General features: G+C 64.2%; 15 protein-coding genes and 1 pseudogene. 8 read left to right on the top strand and 8 right to left on the bottom strand.

Going from position 1 to position 16037, the window contains the following annotated elements:
- The first annotated feature begins 6 nt into the window (after positions 1-6).
- The 4 genes from LCM4576_RS30590 to LCM4576_RS30575 all read left to right on the top strand — a co-directional run bounded on the left by LCM4576_RS30590 (position 7) and on the right by LCM4576_RS30575 (position 6101).
- The gene (locus LCM4576_RS30590) at positions 7-1875 is read left to right on the top strand and encodes an ABC transporter ATP-binding protein (RefSeq protein WP_071036120.1); all 1869 of its coding nucleotides are present in this window, start codon (positions 7-9) and stop codon (positions 1873-1875) included.
- A gap of 132 nt (positions 1876-2007) precedes the next feature.
- Positions 2008-3900 carry an ABC transporter ATP-binding protein gene (locus LCM4576_RS30585; RefSeq protein ID WP_083361578.1) on the top strand — a complete coding sequence of 631 codons (1893 nt, stop codon included), beginning with the start codon at positions 2008-2010 and terminating at the stop codon, positions 3898-3900.
- Positions 3897-5780: an ABC transporter ATP-binding protein gene (locus LCM4576_RS30580; RefSeq protein ID WP_071036119.1), complete on the top strand. Its 1884-nt coding sequence runs from the start codon at positions 3897-3899 to the stop codon at positions 5778-5780. Before LCM4576_RS30585 ends, LCM4576_RS30580 begins: the two co-directional genes overlap by 4 nt.
- 9 nt (positions 5781-5789) lie before the next feature.
- Positions 5790-6101, top strand: coding sequence for a DUF6665 family protein (locus tag LCM4576_RS30575; RefSeq protein WP_071036118.1), 312 nt, complete (start codon positions 5790-5792; stop codon positions 6099-6101).
- On the opposite strand, the gene LCM4576_RS30570 is transcribed toward LCM4576_RS30575, so the two are convergent.
- Both LCM4576_RS30570 and LCM4576_RS30565 read right to left on the bottom strand, forming a co-directional pair.
- Complete coding sequence (locus LCM4576_RS30570; RefSeq protein WP_071036117.1) at positions 6098-6952, bottom strand: alpha/beta fold hydrolase; 855 nt, start codon at positions 6950-6952, stop codon at positions 6098-6100. The genes LCM4576_RS30575 and LCM4576_RS30570 overlap by 4 nt on opposite strands.
- A 72-nt stretch (positions 6953-7024) precedes the next feature.
- A pseudogene (locus LCM4576_RS30565) lies at positions 7025-7368 on the bottom strand (cupin domain-containing protein).
- 311 nt (positions 7369-7679) lie between these two features.
- On the opposite strand from LCM4576_RS30565, the gene petA reads away from it, so the two are divergent.
- From petA to LCM4576_RS30545, 4 genes are all read left to right on the top strand, one after another.
- Positions 7680-8240, top strand: a complete 561-nt coding sequence (gene petA / locus LCM4576_RS30560) for a ubiquinol-cytochrome c reductase iron-sulfur subunit (RefSeq protein WP_040989687.1) — start codon at positions 7680-7682, stop codon at positions 8238-8240.
- A 16-nt stretch (positions 8241-8256) separates the two neighbouring features.
- Complete coding sequence (locus tag LCM4576_RS30555) at positions 8257-9558, top strand: cytochrome b N-terminal domain-containing protein (protein WP_071036116.1); 1302 nt, start codon at positions 8257-8259, stop codon at positions 9556-9558.
- A 21-nt stretch (positions 9559-9579) separates the two neighbouring features.
- The gene (locus LCM4576_RS30550; RefSeq protein ID WP_071036115.1) at positions 9580-10437 is read left to right on the top strand and encodes a cytochrome c1; all 858 of its coding nucleotides are present in this window, start codon (positions 9580-9582) and stop codon (positions 10435-10437) included.
- Positions 10438-10535: 98 nt separating this feature from the next.
- Entirely contained in the window at positions 10536-11081 is a 546-nt protein-coding gene (locus LCM4576_RS30545) for an adenine phosphoribosyltransferase (RefSeq protein ID WP_071036114.1), read from the top strand.
- Positions 11082-11242: 161 nt separating this feature from the next.
- Here LCM4576_RS30545 and LCM4576_RS30540 read toward each other — a convergent pair whose 3' ends face one another.
- From LCM4576_RS30540 to LCM4576_RS30515, 6 genes are all read right to left on the bottom strand, one after another.
- Positions 11243-11713: a MaoC family dehydratase gene (locus tag LCM4576_RS30540; protein ID WP_071036113.1), complete on the bottom strand. Its 471-nt coding sequence runs from the start codon at positions 11711-11713 to the stop codon at positions 11243-11245.
- The gene (locus LCM4576_RS30535) at positions 11710-12171 is read right to left on the bottom strand and encodes a MaoC family dehydratase (protein ID WP_071036112.1); all 462 of its coding nucleotides are present in this window, start codon (positions 12169-12171) and stop codon (positions 11710-11712) included. Before LCM4576_RS30535 ends, LCM4576_RS30540 begins: the two co-directional genes overlap by 4 nt.
- Positions 12172-12263: 92 nt before the next feature.
- Positions 12264-13367, bottom strand: coding sequence for a redox-regulated ATPase YchF (gene ychF, locus LCM4576_RS30530; protein ID WP_071036111.1), 1104 nt, complete (start codon positions 13365-13367; stop codon positions 12264-12266).
- A gap of 117 nt (positions 13368-13484) precedes the next feature.
- Positions 13485-14237 (bottom strand): tetratricopeptide repeat protein, encoded by a 753-nt coding sequence (locus tag LCM4576_RS30525; protein ID WP_071036110.1) that lies wholly within the window; start codon positions 14235-14237, stop codon positions 13485-13487.
- An 82-nt stretch (positions 14238-14319) separates the two neighbouring features.
- Positions 14320-15042 carry an aminoacyl-tRNA hydrolase gene (gene pth / locus LCM4576_RS30520; RefSeq protein ID WP_071036109.1) on the bottom strand — a complete coding sequence of 241 codons (723 nt, stop codon included), beginning with the start codon at positions 15040-15042 and terminating at the stop codon, positions 14320-14322.
- Between the two features lie 23 nt (positions 15043-15065).
- The gene (locus LCM4576_RS30515; protein ID WP_071036108.1) at positions 15066-15710 is read right to left on the bottom strand and encodes a 50S ribosomal protein L25/general stress protein Ctc; all 645 of its coding nucleotides are present in this window, start codon (positions 15708-15710) and stop codon (positions 15066-15068) included.
- Positions 15711-16037 lie beyond the last annotated feature (327 nt).

Below are 16037 nucleotides of genomic sequence, written 5' to 3'. Positions count from 1 at the left end.
CCTGGAATGTTCCGCTGGTTTGAAAACAGGCTCAATCCCTTCCCGGCCGCGGAGCCGGTCGAGCCGCCGAAGACGCTGGTCGCGTTCTGCGTGCATTATACGCGCGGCGCCTGGCCCTACATCATCATGGATGCGGTGCTGGTGACCGCGATCTCCATCGCCGAAGTGTGGATGTTCGGCTTCATGGGCCACATCGTCGACTGGCTGTCGGGGCAGAACCGCGAAACCTTCCTGCAGACGGAAAGCTGGAAGCTCGCCGGCATGGCTTTCGTCGTGCTGTTCGCGCTGCCGGGCACGGTCTGGCTGCATTCGCTGCTCAACCAGCAGACGCTGATGGGCAACTATCCCATGCGCATCCGCTGGCAGGTGCATCGCTATCTGCTCAAGCAGTCGATGGCTTTCTATCAGGACGAATTCGCCGGCCGCATCGCCACCAAGCTGATGCAGACGGCGCTCGCCGTGCGCGAATGCGTAATCAAGCTGATCGACGTCTTGAACTACGTCATCGTCTATTTCCTCGGCATGCTGTTCATCGTCGGCTCGGCCGATTGGCGGYTGGCCGCACCGCTCGCCGTCTGGCTGGTCGGCTATATCGGGCTCTTGCGCTTTTTCATCCCGCGGCTGGGCAAGGTCGGCGAGGAGCAGGCCAACGCGCGCTCGACCATGACCGGCCGTGTCGTCGACAGCTACACCAACATCCAGACGGTGAAGCTGTTTTCGCACGCGCGACGCGAGGCGACCTTCGCCAGAGAGGGCATGGCGAGCTTCCTCGACACCGTCTACCGCTCGATGCGGCTGGTGACGGTGTTTTACGGCCTGCTCTACATCCTGAACTCGCTGCTTTTGTTCTCGGTGACGGCAATCTCGCTCTGGCTGTGGCTGGGACAGGCGGTGACGATCGGTGCCGTCGCCGTGGTCATCGGCCTTGTCCTGCGGATGTGGGGCATGTCGCAATGGATCATGTGGGAGATGTCCGGGCTGTTCGAGAATATCGGCACCGTGCAGGACGGCATCCAGTCGATCTCGCTGCCGCGCCTCGTCGAGGACAGGCCGGGCGCGAGGGACATCGCCGTCAACCAGGGTGAAATCCGCTTCGAGGACATCGGCTTCCATTACGGCAAGCAGAAGGGCGTCATCGAGAACCTGTCGCTCACCGTGAAGCCCGGCGAGAAGGTCGRCATCGTCGGGCGTTCCGGCGCCGGCAAGTCGACGTTGGTCAATCTGCTGCTGCGTTTCTACGATCTGGAAAGCGGCAGGATCCTCGTCGACGGCCAGGAGATCGCGGCGGTGACGCAGGATTCGCTGCGCGCCCAGATCGGCATGGTGACGCAGGACACCTCGCTGCTGCATCGCTCGGTAAAGGAGAACATCCTCTACGGCCGGCCGGACGCGACCGACGAGATGCTCATCGAGGCGGYGCGGCGAGCGGAGGCGCTCGATTTCATCGGCGGGCTTTCGGACCATAACGGCCGCAAGGGCTTCGATGCCCATGTCGGCGACCGCGGCGTGAAACTCTCCGGCGGCCAGCGGCAGCGCATCGCGATCGCACGCGTCATGCTGAAGGACGCGCCGATCCTGATCCTCGACGAGGCGACGTCGGCGCTCGATTCGGAAGCCGAAGCGGCGATCCAGGAAAACCTCTACAAGCTGATGGAGGGCAAGACGGTGATTGCGATCGCGCATCGGCTGTCGACGATCGCGGCGATGGACAGGCTCGTCGTCATGGACAAGGGCCGCATCATCGAGGAAGGCTCTCACGAAGAGCTCGTCGCCAAGGGCGGGCTTTACGCGCAGCTCTGGCAGCGTCAGTCCGGCGGCTTCCTGCTCGATGACGGACCGGCCGACGCCAAGGCGACCGAGATGGCGGCGGAGTAACGCGATCGCGATTGGCATCAACAGGTTACGGCGATTGCAGGAAATCGATCCCAGGCGTAACCACGGCATGGCCAGAGGCCCGCCGGCGACCAGATCGGGCGCCGGCGGGTTTGTGGCCTCCACGAGAGAAAAATGTTCGACCGCATCTTCACCTGGTTCGAAAGCCGTTATTCGCCGGTGGCGCTGGCCGACGACAGGCAGCCGCCAATGGGGCTTTGGCGCTTCTACTGGTATTTCATAAGGCAGTTTCGCGCCGCCTATTGGCTGCGCATCRTCATCGTTGCCGTCGCGGCCATCGTGGACGCGATGCTGCCGATCTTCGTCGGCCTGATCGTAGGCCTGCTCTCCAGCACCAGGCCGGGCGATTTCTTCGCCGCGCATGGGCCGCTGCTCGTGCTGATGGCCTTCGTCGTGCTGCTGCGTCCGTTGTCGATGGTTGTCGACGCGCTCATCCGCAACCATGCCATCGCGCCGAACCTCATCGACCTCATCCGCTGGCAGAGCCATTGGCATGTCGTGCGCCAGGACTGGTCGTTCTTCCAGAACGACTTCGCCGGCCGCATCGGAACGAAGGTCATGCAGAGCGGYGATTCGATGGAGATGAGCGTCAACCTCACCGTCGATGCCGTATGGTACGCGCTGGTCTTCGTTGCGGTCGCCATCGTGGTGCTGGCGCGGCTTGACCTGCTTCTCCTGGCGGTCGTGGCTGTGTGGCTGGTGTTCTATTGCCTGATCTTCTGGTCTGCGATGCCCAGGATCACGCAACGCTCGTCCCAACTGTCGGAGCGGTGGTCGCAGGTGAGCGGCCGCATGGTCGACAGCTACACCAACATCCTGACGCTCAAGACATTCTCGACCGGCGAGCACGAAGACAAATATGTCTCGCAAGCCGTGGTCGAGCACGCCGACACTTTCTACCAGCTGATGCGCGTTTTCACGCTGATGTGGTCGGCCCTGTTCATCCTCAACGCGGCGCTGCTTATCGCCGTGAGCTGGCTGGCGCTCGCCGGCTGGAACGCCGGCGCCATGACCACCGCGGCCGTGGCGACCGCGATACCGTTCGCGCTGCAGATCGCCAACATCTCCGGCAGGATCCTCGATGTCGGCGCCAACGTCTTCCGGCAGATCGGCGTCGCCGGCAACTCGATGACGACGATCGCGCGGCCGATCGTCATGCAGGACCGGCCCGACGCGCCGGCCCTCGTCGTGACCGCCGGCGGCATCGAGTTCGACCGGGTGAATTTCAACTACTGGCGCAAGGACGGCAAAGGCGGCGTCATCGACAATCTGTCGCTGAAGATCGCGCCGGGCGAGCGGGTCGGCCTGATCGGYCGTTCCGGGGCCGGCAAGTCGACGCTGGTCAATCTCGTGCTCAGACTGTTCGACGTGCAGGACGGCAAGGTGCTGATCGACGGGCAGGATATCCGCAACGTCTCGCAGGAAAGCGTCCGGGCGGCGATCGGCTTCGTCAACCAGGACACCTCGCTCTTGCACCGGTCGGTTCGCGAGAACCTCAAATATGGGCGTCAGTCGGCAAGCGACCAGGCGATGTTCAGCGCCGCGAAAGCCGCCCAGATCGACGATGTGATCGCGGGGCTGACCGATCCGCATGGGCAGAGCGGCTATGAGGCGCTTGTCGGCGAGCGCGGCGTGAAGCTGTCCGGCGGCCAGCGGCAACGCATCGCAATTGCCCGCGTTATGCTGAAGGACGCGCCTATCCTCATCCTCGACGAGGCGACGTCCGCGCTCGATTCGGAGGTGGAAGCGGCTATCCAGGAGAACCTCTACAAGCTCATGCAAGGCAAGACCGTCATCGCCATCGCCCACCGCCTGTCGACCATCGCGGCGATGGACAGGCTGGTGGTGATGGACAAAGGGCGCATCGTCGAGGACGGTTCGCATGAGGCGCTGATCGCCAAGGGCGGGCTCTATGCCCAGCTCTGGCGGCGCCAGTCGGGCGGCTTCCTGCTCGAGGAAAAGCAGGCGGCCGAGGATCTGGCGACGAAAGGTGAAGCCGCCGAATGATGCAAGCCATCTATCGCTGGTTCGAGCACTGGGTCTATCCGTTCCGCGAGCCCGCGAATCTGCGGCCGCCCGCCAGCGTCGGCGGCTTCCTCTGGCACTATGTCGGCCAGGCGAAGCTAGCCTTCTTCGCCATGCTGATCATCGGCGGCATCGCCCCGCTGGTCGAAGCCGGCCTGTTCTATTTCGTTGGGCGACTGGTCGATATCCTCGATCAACTGCCCGGCGAGCGCAGTTGGCAAGCGCTTTGGACCGCCGCCGGACCCGAGCTCTTGTTCATGGGCGCGGTGGTGCTCATCATCCGCACGGTCGTCGTCGGCCTGTCGGCGCTGGTCGACGAACAGACGATCACGCCCGGCTTCTACAATCTGGTGCGCTGGCAGGCGCACCGGCATGTCTCGCGCCAGTCCTATGCCTTCTTCCAGAACGATTTCGCCGGCCGCATCGCCACCAAGGTCTGGCAGGCGGGGCAGGCGACCGGCGACCTGATGGAAAGCTTCATCGAGGTGGTCTGGTTCATGATCGTCTATACGGTCACCACGCTGGCGCTGGTCGCGGGGCTGGATTTGCGGTTGGCGGTGATGGTGGTGGTGTGGATCGCGGCGTTCGGCTGGCTGGCGAAACTCTATCTGCCGGCGATCCGCAAGCATGCCGAGGCGACCGCCGAGGCCGGCTCGATGATCACCGGCCGCATCGTCGATTCCTATTCCAACGTGCAGACGCTGAAGCTGTTTTCGGCCGATGGCGACGACCGCTATATCCGCAGCGGCTTCGACATCTATCTCGACGCGCTGCGGCCGTTCACCCGGCGGCTGACCGRCGTGCGCATGGCGCTGACCATGCTCTCCGGCGTCATGATCACCGCGATCGCGGCCTTTGCCATCTATCTGTGGGTCGAAGGCTCGATCACCGTCGGCGCCGTCGCCTTCACCCTGTCGCTGGTGCTGAGGCTCAACATGCTGCTCGGGCGGCTGATGATGCAGCTCAACGGCATTCTGAGGAACCTCGGCGTGCTGGAGAACTCCAAGGCGCTGATCACGCAGCCGCTCGGCCTGACCGACGCGCCGGACGCCAGCGAACTGGTCGTCACCGGCGGCCGCATCGACGTCAGCAACGTCACTTTCCATTACGGCAAGGGGGCAGGGGTGCTCGACGGCATCGACCTTGCCGTGCGGCCGGGCGAGAAGGTCGGGGTGGTCGGCCCGTCCGGCGCCGGCAAGACGACCTTGGCCAATCTGATCCTGCGCCTCTACGACCTGGAAGGCGGCCGGATCCTGATCGATGGCCAGGATATCGCGCATGTGACGCAGAACTCGCTGCGCGGCAATATCGGCGTCGTCAGCCAGGACACCGCGCTGTTCCACCGCTCGCTGCGCGACAACATCAAGCTCGGCATGCCGGACGCCACCGACGCGCAGGTGATCGCCGCTGCGAAAAAGGCCGAGGCGCATGACTTCATCCTGGGGCTGCGCGATACCAGAGGTCGCGCCGGCTACGAGGCCTATGTCGGCGAGCGCGGCGTGAAGCTCTCCGGCGGGCAGCGGCAGCGCGTAGCGATTGCCCGCGTCTTCCTCAAGGACGCGCCGATCCTCATCCTCGACGAGGCGACCTCGGCGCTCGATTCGGACATCGAGGCGGCGATCCAGGAGAACCTGACCAGGCTGATGGAAAACAAGACCGTGATCGCCATCGCGCACCGGCTCTCCACCATCGCAGCACTTGACCGGCTGGTGGTGCTCGACGGCGGYCGCATCGTCGAGCAGGGCACGCATGACGAACTGGTGGCGCTCGATGGGCTCTATGCGCGGCTCTGGAAGCGGCAGTCCGGCGGCTTCCTGTTCAATGAGGAAAGCCCGCTGGAAGAGACGCGGCCGGCGGAGTAGAACGGCGTCATGTCGGTACGCATGCCCACCAATTTCGGACGGTCAGGCGCCCAGGAAAGCGCGCTCGACCTGCTCGGCCACGAAATCCTCGCCGAGAAGGCCGCCGCGCTTGGCCGCGCYGGCCAGCGCGTGGAGGAAACCCTTGCCAGATTGCGCGAGGGCGGCGAAGGCGAGCATCGCAACCGGCTGCTCAAGGAAGCGGCCGCGGCCGTGCACGCCTACTTCATCCAGCGCGAGCTCTGCGGTCTGCGCAAGCACGATGCGGTGATCCGCGAGTACAACATCCCACGGGCGGTGCTGGTCAGGCTGGGCGCCAGTTAGGCACTGACTTCTTGACGGAAGCGTAGCAATCTCGCAGCGAGCGCCGTGGGGTTCTCATCGGCGGCGAAATGCCCGCTGTCCGGGATGATGTCGCCTTCGACGCGCGACAGGCCGGCGGATCTCAAGCCGTCGAGATAATCGGCGATGTCGCCGGTTTCGGCCGAGCCCCTGAGATAAAGCACCGGCATGGCGATCGGTGTCCTGGGCGGCGCGGAATTGGTCTTGGCGTCTGCGGCGAAGGCGCGGTACCAGTCGAAGCCGGCCTTGAGACTTTCCGGCCGCGAATAGGCTTTCGCATAAATGTCTCTGGCTTCCGCGGGGATTGCCGATTTTTCCTTCGAAAGAACATCGAAGAAGAAATCGAAATAGGCGCGCTCGTGGCCGCTCACCAGCATCTCCGGCAAAGCCGGGATCGCATGGAAAGCGAAATGCCAGATATGCGGATTGCGGATGACTTCTTGCCACGGCGCCACGCCGGGGATGACGACGTCCATGATCACCRCGCCGGACAGTTCCTCGGGCATGTCGCGCAACAGGGCGAATACGATCTGGCCGCCGACATCGTGACCGGCGACGATGACCTGCCGCAAGCCGCAAGCGCCGATCAGCCCCTTTATCAATCTTGCCAGATCTGTCTTTTCGCCGGTCCTGGGCGCGCCCTGAGAGTCGCCGACGCCCGGCAGGTCCGGCGCGACCACACGCTGGTTCTCGGCCAACCGATCGATGACTGCCTCGAATGCATATGAACTTTGTGGCCAGCCATGCAGCAGCAGAAGGCCGGGCGCATCGAACGGTCCTGCTTCCCGGATCGCAATAGTCAGCCCCTCGACCTCGACGGCTCGTGTTCRCATGCGTCGATCTCAATCAAATGCCAGGTCGATGGAACTAGGCTACCGTCAGGCTTCGGACAGATCCAATCAGAATCATTCCAGCCATTCGGTGATGAAGTGGCCGTTCTCGTGGATGTCGGTGCTTTCGAGTGGRCCCGGGCCGAGATTGGTGAATTTGTGCGGCGTGTCGGGCGGCACGATCAGGATCTGGCCGGCGGTGGCCTTGATCTCCCGGTCGCCGATCGTGAACAGGCCGGTGCCGGAGCGGATGACGAAGATTTCCGCATAGGGGTGCTTGTGCAGGCGCGGACCGCCGCCGACCGTCGGCTGATAATGAAGATCAGGCAGGAATTGGCGCCGAATTGGCCGCATTGCAGCTCGCCTTTCCAGCAGTCGGGGCCGTCGGCCCAGCTGTCGCGTTCGATGACATGCGCCATGCCGGGAGAATAGACCGGGCCAGGAGCCGATGTCGAGGCGAACATCGGCCCGATTTCGGCCCGGATTCCCCGCTGTTCCGCCCTGTCCGGCGGCCTGGCACGGACGCGCCGGCCAGGGGCGCCGCGCATCCCCGCGACAATCTGCCCTTGTGGCCTCACCCCGCTGGACAAAAACGGGCTGCCCGCATAAACCGAAATCCAAATGCCGGAGGAATTCGCTAGCCTGTTCGCCATGCGCTGTCGGGCAGGTGCGATTGAGCGGGGACAAGGCTCGGCCTCCGGTTAGGAAGAGGCGAAAGGATCAGGCACCCGTGAGCGCAACCGAAATCCACGATCCCAACCGTCGCGATTTTCTCTATGTAGCCACCGGCATGGCCGCCGTCGTCGGCGCGGGAGCCGTGGCGTGGCCGTTCATCGACCAGATGCAGCCGGATGCCTCGACGCTGGCGCTGGCTTCGGTCGAGGTCGATGTCTCCTCGCTGCAGCCCGGCAGCTCGCTGATCGTCAAATGGCGCGGCAAGCCGGTGGTGGTGCGCAACCGCACCGAAAAGGAAATGAAGGACGGCGAAGCCGTCAACCTCGCCGATCTCAAGGACCCGATCGCGCGCAACGCCAACCTGCCGTCGGATGCGCCGGCGACCGATGCCAACCGCACCACGCCCGGCAAGGAAGCCTGGATGGTCATGGTCCAGGTCTGCACCCATCTTGGCTGCATCCCGCTCGGCCAGGAAGGCGATTTCGGCGGCTGGTTCTGCCCGTGCCACGGTTCGCAATACGACACCGCCGGCCGCATCCGCAAAGGCCCGGCGCCGGAGAACATGGCGATCCCGGTATTCAAGTTCATTTCCGATACCAAGATCCTTATCGGTTGAGGCAGGGGATATTTCGATGAGCGAGGGACACWCGACCTATACGCCCAAGACCGGTATCGAGCGCTGGTTCGACGCCCGCATGCCGCTGCCGCGGCTGATCTATGACAGCTTCGTCGCCTATCCGGTGCCGCGCAACCTCAACTACATGTGGACGTTCGGCGGCATCCTTTCGATCATGCTGGTTTCGCAGATCCTGACCGGCATCGTGCTGGCGATGCATTACACGTCCGACACCAATCTCGCCTTCGATTCGGTCGAGAAGATCATGYGCGACGTGAATTCGGGATGRCTGTTGYGGTACCTCCATTCCAACGGCGCCTCGTTCTTCTTCGTCGCCGTCTACATCCACATCTTCCGCGGCCTCTTCTACGGTTCCTACAAGGCGCCGCGCGAGCTTCTGTGGATCCTCGGCTGCATCATCTACCTCCTGATGATGRCCACCGGCTTCATGGGCTATGTGCTACCCTGGGGTCAGATGAGCTTCTGGGGCGCCACCGTCATCACCGRCTTCTTCAGCGCTATCCCGCTGGTCGGCAACTGGATCCAGGAACTGCTGCTTGGCGGTTTCGCCGTCGACAACCCGACGCTGAACCGCTTCTTCGCGCTCCATTACCTGCTGCCGTTCATGATCGCCGGCGTCGTCGTCCTGCACATCTGGGCGCTGCATGTCGTGGGCCAGTCGAACCCGACCGGCATTGAGGTGAAGTCGAAGACCGACACCGTCGCTTTCACGCCCTATGCGACCATCAAGGACGCGTTCGGCATGATCGTGTTCCTGTTCTTCTTCGCCTATTTCGTCTTCTACCTGCCGAACTATCTCGGCCACCCGGACAACTACACGGTCGCCAACCCGCTGAAGACGCCGGCCCATATCGTTCCGGAATGGTACTTCCTGCCGTTCTACGCGATCCTGCGCGCCATCACCTTCAACATCGGCCCGATCAATTCCAAGCTCGGCGGCGTGCTGTGCATGTTCGGCGCCATCGCCATGCTGTTCCTGGTCCCGTGGCTCGACACCTCCAAGGTGCGCTCGGCGGTCTACCGCCCGTGGTACAAGCTGTTCTTCTGGCTGTTCGTGGCCGACGCCATCCTGCTCGGATGGCTGGGCTCGCAGCCGGCGGAAGGCTCTTACGTGTTCATGGCGCAGATGGCGACTTTGTTCTACTTCGCCTTCTTCCTGGTCATCATGCCGGTGCTCGRCCTGATCGAGACGCCGCGCAGGCTGCCGAACTCGATCACCGAGGCGGTGCTGGAAAAAAACAAGGGCGGCAGCGGACATCCGGCAGGCGCGRCCGCCGCGCCGGAAACCAAAGGCTGAGGATCTGAGGGGATTTTGGGTATGAAGAAGATTCTCACCTCGCTGGCGCTGCTCGGCCTGGTGGTGGCGRGCACCGCTGCCATCGCCGCCGAAGAGGAACACAACCCGGCCGCGCCGACGCATTTCCCGATCAACGAGCCGAAGGAAATGAGCTGGAGCTTCGCCGGCCCGTTCGGCACCTACGACAAGGCGCAGCTGCAGCGCGGCCTCAAGGTCTACAAGGAGGTCTGCTCGGCCTGCCATTCGATGAACCTGGTGGCCTTCCGCACGCTGGAAGGGCTCGGCTATTCGGACGCGCAGATCAAGACGCTGGCCGCCGAATACACCATCCATGACGGCCCGAACGATGCCGGCGACATGTTCGACCGTCCCGGCAAGCCGTCGGACCATTTCCCGGCGCCGTTCCCGAACGAGCAGGCCGCGGCCTCCGCCAATGGCGGCGCCGCCCCGCCGGACATGTCGCTGCTCGCCAAGGCGCGTGGCGTCGAGCGCGGCTTCCCGCGCTTCATCTTCGATATCTTCACCCAGTATGCTCAGGGCGGCCCGGACTACATCCACTCGCTGCTCACCGGCTACGACCAGACGCCGCCGGCCGGCATGGTGATCCCGGAAGGCACGCACTACAATCCGTATTTCCTGTCCGGCGTGTCGCTGAAGATGCCGAAGCCGCTCTCCGACGGCCAGGTGACCTATGACGACGGCTCGCCGCAGACGGTCGACCAGTATGCCCGCGACGTCTCGGCCTTCCTGATGTTCRCCGCCGAGCCGCATCTCGAGGACCGCAAGAAGACCGGCTTCCGCGTCATGGTCTTCCTGCTGCTCTTCGGCGCGCTGGTCTACATGACCAAGCGCAGGGTGTGGGCCGACGTGGCGCACTGAGGCGGCCGGCTTCCAGAAAAATGTGAAGGGCGCCGAAAGGTGCCCTTTTCTTTTCGGCCGCTTGCCGGCAAAACTGTGCGGCAACGGATCAACCGCTTATGAAATCCTCCCTCGAAGACACGCTGCTTGCGGCCATCCGCACCATTCCGGACTATCCGAAGCCCGGCATCCTGTTTCGCGACATCACCACGCTGCTTGGCGACGCGCGCGCCTTTCGGCGCGCCATCGACGAGCTGGTGCATCCCTATGYCGGGCTGAAAATCGACAAGATCGCCGGCATCGAGGCGCGCGGCTTCATCCTCGGCGGCGCCGTGGCGCACCAGTTGTCGGCCGGCTTCGTGCCGATCCGCAAGAAGGGCAAGCTGCCTTACGAGACGGTGCGCGTGGCCTACAGCCTCGAATACGGGCTGGACGAGATGGAGATGCACAAGGACGGCGTCTCGCCCGGCGAGAAGGTGATCGTGGTCGACGACCTGATCGCCACCGGCGGCACGGCGGAAGCGGCGGTGAAGCTGCTCAGGCAGATCGGCGCCGACATCGTCGCCGCCTGCTTCGTCATCGACCTGCCGGACCTCGGCGGCCGCCGGAARCTGGAAGCGCTCGGCGTGCCGGTCAGGACGCTGATCGGGTTCGAGGGGCATTGAGGCGCCTCTTCCTTCTCCCCTTGTGGGAGAAGGTGGATCGGCGCGCAGCGCCGAGACGGATGAGGGGTGTTCCAGCGGAGTGAGACGCTGGCTTTCCCTGGAGCACCCCTCATCCGTCGCCTTCGGCGACACCTTCTCCCGCAAGGGAGAAGGCAGAGGCACTACCCCACCTTCACCAGCACGGCGCTGTCKAACTCGATCACTTTGTCGCCGGTCGAATCGAACCCTTCGGAGCGCAGTGTGAGCAGGTTCCAGCCCGGGCGCCCGGCGAGCGGGCGGTGYGCGAGCGCGGTGCGCGTGAAGGTCACCGTCTCGCCGGCATAGACCGGCTTAAGCCATTTCAAATTGCGGAAGCCGGGCGAGGGRCCGAATTCGGGCTGCGGGCCGGGGCCGGTCCAGCGCACGCCCTCGGTCTCCATGCGCTTTTCGAGGTTGTATTTCATCCAGGTGGCGGCGGTATGCCAACCCGAGGCGCAGAGCCCGCCGAGYACGCTCTTCCTTGCCGCCTCCTCGTCGACATGGAAGACCTGCGGGTCGTATTTCCTGGCGAAGGCCTTGATCTCCTCCGGCTCGAACTTGTGCGAGCCTAGCGTGACCGTTTCGCCGATCAGGAAGTACTCGTCGAGGGTCATGCCGCGGCCTCGCGGGTCAGGAACATGCCAGTGTTCTCGAGCTCGAAGACGCTCTCGCCGCGCTGGTTGACCAGTTCGCTGCGCATGRTGATCAAGCCGAGCTGAGGCCGCGATTTGGACTGGCGCTTGGACAGGATCGTGACCGTGCCGCGCAGGGTATCGCCGGCCAGCACCGGCTTCTTCCATTTCACATGCTCGATGCCGGGCGATCCTTGAGAGGTCGAATCGAGCAGGAAGGCGTCGCACAGCATGCGCATGAACATCGCGCAGGTGTGCCAGCCCGAAGCCGAAAGCCCGCCGAGGATGCTGGCCTTGCCGGCTTCCTCGTCGAGATGCATCGGCTGGGCATCGAATTCCGAGGCGAATTCGATGATCTCGGCCGCGCTTACGGTCTTGCTGCCGATGTCCAGCGAGGCGCCCTCGACGAAATCCTCATAGGCCCAGGTCTTTCCGGTCATGTCGGCAATCCGGTTAATCCCAAAGATCGGGCAACCCGGATGCAGGCCCAGGACGATTTGGTCAAGCGATTTCTGGTAAGCCAGTCAGGCGCTCAGGTGTTGAACTTGAACAGCATGATGTCGCCGTCCTGGACGACATACTCCTTGCCTTCGTCGCGCGCCTTGCCGGCTTCCTTGGCGGCCACTTCGCCGCCCAGCGTGACGAAGTCGTTGTAGGAGATCGTCTGGGCGCGGATGAAGCCGCGTTCGAAGTCGGTATGGATGACGCCGGCCGCCTGCGGCRCCTTATCGCCCTTGTGGATCGTCMAGGCGCGCGTCTCCTTCGGCCCGACGGTGAAATAGGTGATGAGATGCAGGAGCTCGTAGCCGGCGCGGATCACCTTGTTGAGGCCCGGCTCGTCGAGGCCGATCGAGGCCAGGAACTCCATTTCCTCTTCGTCGGAAAGCTGGGCGACTTCCGCCTCGATCGCCGCCGAGATCACCACCGTGCCGGCGCCTTGCGCGGCCGCCATCTTCTCCACCGCCCTGGTGTGCTCGTTGCCGGTGGCGGCGTCCGCCTCGGCGACATTGCAGACATAGAGAACGGGATGCGAGGTGAGCAGGTTCAGCCCTTGCAGGATGCGCAGATCCTCCGGCGCGATGCCGTTGAGCAGGAAGCGCGTCGGCTTGCCGGCCTGCAGCAATTCGAGCGCCGCCTCCATCATCGGCAGCACGGCCACCGCTTCCTTGTCCTTGCCGGCGGCGCGCTTGCGGAACTGAACGATGCGGCGCTCGAGGCTTTCGAGGTCCGCGAGCATCAGCTCGGTCTCGACCGTCTCGGCGTCGGCCACCGGATCGATGCGGCCCTCGACATGGGTGATGTCGTCATCCTCGAAGCAGCGCAGCACATGCACGATGGCGTCGACCTCGCGGATGTTGGCGAGGAACTGGTTGCCCAGCCCTTCGYCCTTGGAGGCGCCGCGCACCAGGCCGGCAATGTCGACGAAGGAGATGCGGGTCGGGATGATCTCCTTGGACTTGCCGATCGCCGCGATCTTCCGCAGGCGCGGATCCGGCACCGCCACTTCGCCGGTGTTCGGCTCGATGGTGCAGAAAGGATAGTTGGCGGCCTGCGCGGCGGCTGTCCTGGTCAGCGYGTTGAACAGCGTCGACTTGCCGACGTTGGGCAAGCCAACGATGCCACATTTGAAACCCATGTTCGTCCAGTCCTGTCGGAATTCGATTTTGGTGAGGGCTATGGGCGATAGGGGTGACGAACGTCAAGCCCCGATCGGCCGGGCCGCCTCATGGCGGCTAATCTGGTTATCGCGGGATCATCGCGCAAGCCGGCGAAGTCTGGYGAGGCGCACCGGTTCGCCACCAACGAAGGCCTGGTCTTGCTCCAGCATCGCCAGTGCCTGCCGCGCGCTGTCGCGGGCGCCGTCCAAGTCGCCCAGAAGGGCGCGGCATTCGGCCAGTTCCTCCAGCACATAAGGCGCCTGGGCGCCCTCGGCGACTGCYGCGGCGGCTGTTTCTTCGGCAAGTCGCCGGGCTTCTTCCAGGCGTCCCAGCGCGCGCAACGTCCTGATCACGGCGTAGCGCGCGATGCGCTGTTCGCGTTTCTCGCCGGCCGAGCGGCGCAAGTCGACGGCCTGCTCGAACAGAGCCAGAGCGTCAACGAACCGGCCGGCATCGAAGTAGGACCAGCCGAGATTGTTGAGCAGCGGTGCACGCCAGGGTCCGGCCTCCGGATGCTCGCCGATATAGGCGAGGGCGGTCGCGGTCCATTCAACGGCGCCGTCAAGCGTTCCAACGATCGCCAGCATATGCGCGGCGTCCACGGCCAATGCATGGGCCCCGGCCTGCCGCGCCAGTCGCCAGGCTTCGCCGAACAGCGGCCGCGCCCTTTCGCGTTCACCGGCGGAATTGTGGAGGCGGCCGCGTTCGAGAGCGCAGATCGCGCGGGCTTCCGGATCGTCGCCGGCCAGACGCCCGGCTTGGTCGATCAGCGCGTGACCCGAGACGAAGTCCCCAGCCAGGCCGAGTTTTCTGGCGCGTCCCGCCAGATCCGAGACACTGTCCGCCATGCTGACCTCACTTGTGGCCCCGGAGCGATGTCGGCGCCGCCAGACGCAATCCCCGCTGAGCGGTGCCGCGCGGCCGCGCTCTTTAGTCTTTTCCGAACAGCTTCTTCAGCATGGCGGCCATCGGGCCGCTTTCGGGAATTTTTGCCGCCGGCTGCTGCGGGCGCGCCTGGCGGACATGGCTTTGCTGCTTCGGCGGCTTGGGCGGCGGGCGGTCGTCGTCGCCGGTCGGCACGAGTTTTTCACGCAAGGCGAGCGTGACGCGGTTCATGAACGAGCTGTCGTCGCCCTTGGCGAGCAGCGCGGCGTCGTCGGCGATTGCGTCCAGCAGGACATCGAGCCACTCACGGTCCGCCTTGGCGAAATCGCCAAGCACATGGCCGTGCACCATCTCCTTGACGCCGGGATGGCCGACGCCGATGCGCACCCGGCGATAGGCGTTGCCGACATGCTGGTCGAGCGAGCGAATGCCGTTGTGGCCGCCGGAGCCGCCGCCCACCTTCACCCTGAGCTTGCCGGCGGCAAGGTCGATCTCGTCGTAGAAAACGGTAAGCGCGGCCGGTTCGAGTTTGTAGAAGCGCAGCGCTTCGCCGACCGACTGTCCGGACAGGTTCATGAAGGTCTGCGGCTTGATCAGCAGGATTTTCTCGCCGCCGAGCGTGCCTTCGCAGATCAGGCCCTGGAATTTTCTCGACCAGGGCGAAAAGGAATGGCGGCGGGCAATCGCGTCCGCCGCCATGAAGCCGACATTGTGCCGGTTGTTTTCGTATTTCGCRCCCGGATTGCCGAGGCCTGCAAAGACAAGCATCGTCGCCTCCGGAGCTGGAGAAATTACTTCTCTTCGGCCGCCGGGGCCGCCGCCTCGGTCGCCGCTGCCTCGGTGGTCTCCTCCGTCTCCGGCTTCATCGCCGCGGAGCCGGCAATGGTCGCGATGGTGAAGTCGCGATCGGAGATGACCGGCTTGACGCCGGCCGGCAGCTTGACCGCCGAGATGTGGATCGAGTCGCCGATGTCGGTGCCGGCGAGATCGACGGTGATGAAGTCCGGGATCGCGTTGGCCGGGCAGTGGAACTCGACTTCGTGGCGAACGATGTTGAGCACGCCGCCGCGCTTGATGCCGGGCGACTTGTCCTCATTGATGAAGTGGACAGGCACGTCGACATTGACCTCGGTGTCCTTGCCGATGCGCAGGAAGTCGACATGGACAGGGAAATCCTTGACCGGGTCGAGCTGGAAATCCTTCGGCAGGACCTGGATCTTCTTGCCGTCGACATCGATCGTGGCGACCGTGGTCAGGAACCCGCCGCCATGGATCTTGTAGAAGATGTCCTTGTAGTTGAGCGCAATAGCCAGGGGAGGCTGCTTGTCGCCGTAAATAACTGCAGGCACTTTACCGTCGCGGCGAACTGCACGGGCGGACCCCTTACCGACCTGTTCGYGCGCTTCGGCCTTGAGCTCGTAAGCATCGTGGCTCATGGCATTTCCTTTCGCGTGTTATGGAGCGCTTGCGGCGAGCACGAGGCCAACCGTAAACGTCGAAAGCCGTCGCGGCCTTGCACGATCTGTCCGATGCGTTTGGCGATCCAAATGCGTCTGGGGATCATGCGGGGCCTTGCCGGCCTTCCTCCGMGTTGCCTCCAAGGGTGTCTACGCGGGTGGCGGCTCTATAGCCGAAGGCGGGCAAGGGCGCAAGCGCTTGGGCTGGAAGGTGTCGTAAGCACATGAGTTGTCCGGGTTAGGTAGCACACGAGTTGTCCGGTTTTATCGCCAGCGAATGGAGGCTGGGGATGGGACGGACAGCAT

The organism is Mesorhizobium sp. LCM 4576, from assembly GCF_001854815.1.
Lineage (GTDB): Bacteria > Pseudomonadota > Alphaproteobacteria > Rhizobiales > Rhizobiaceae > Mesorhizobium > Mesorhizobium plurifarium.
This window is presented reverse-complemented; position numbering and strand designations above follow the sequence as displayed.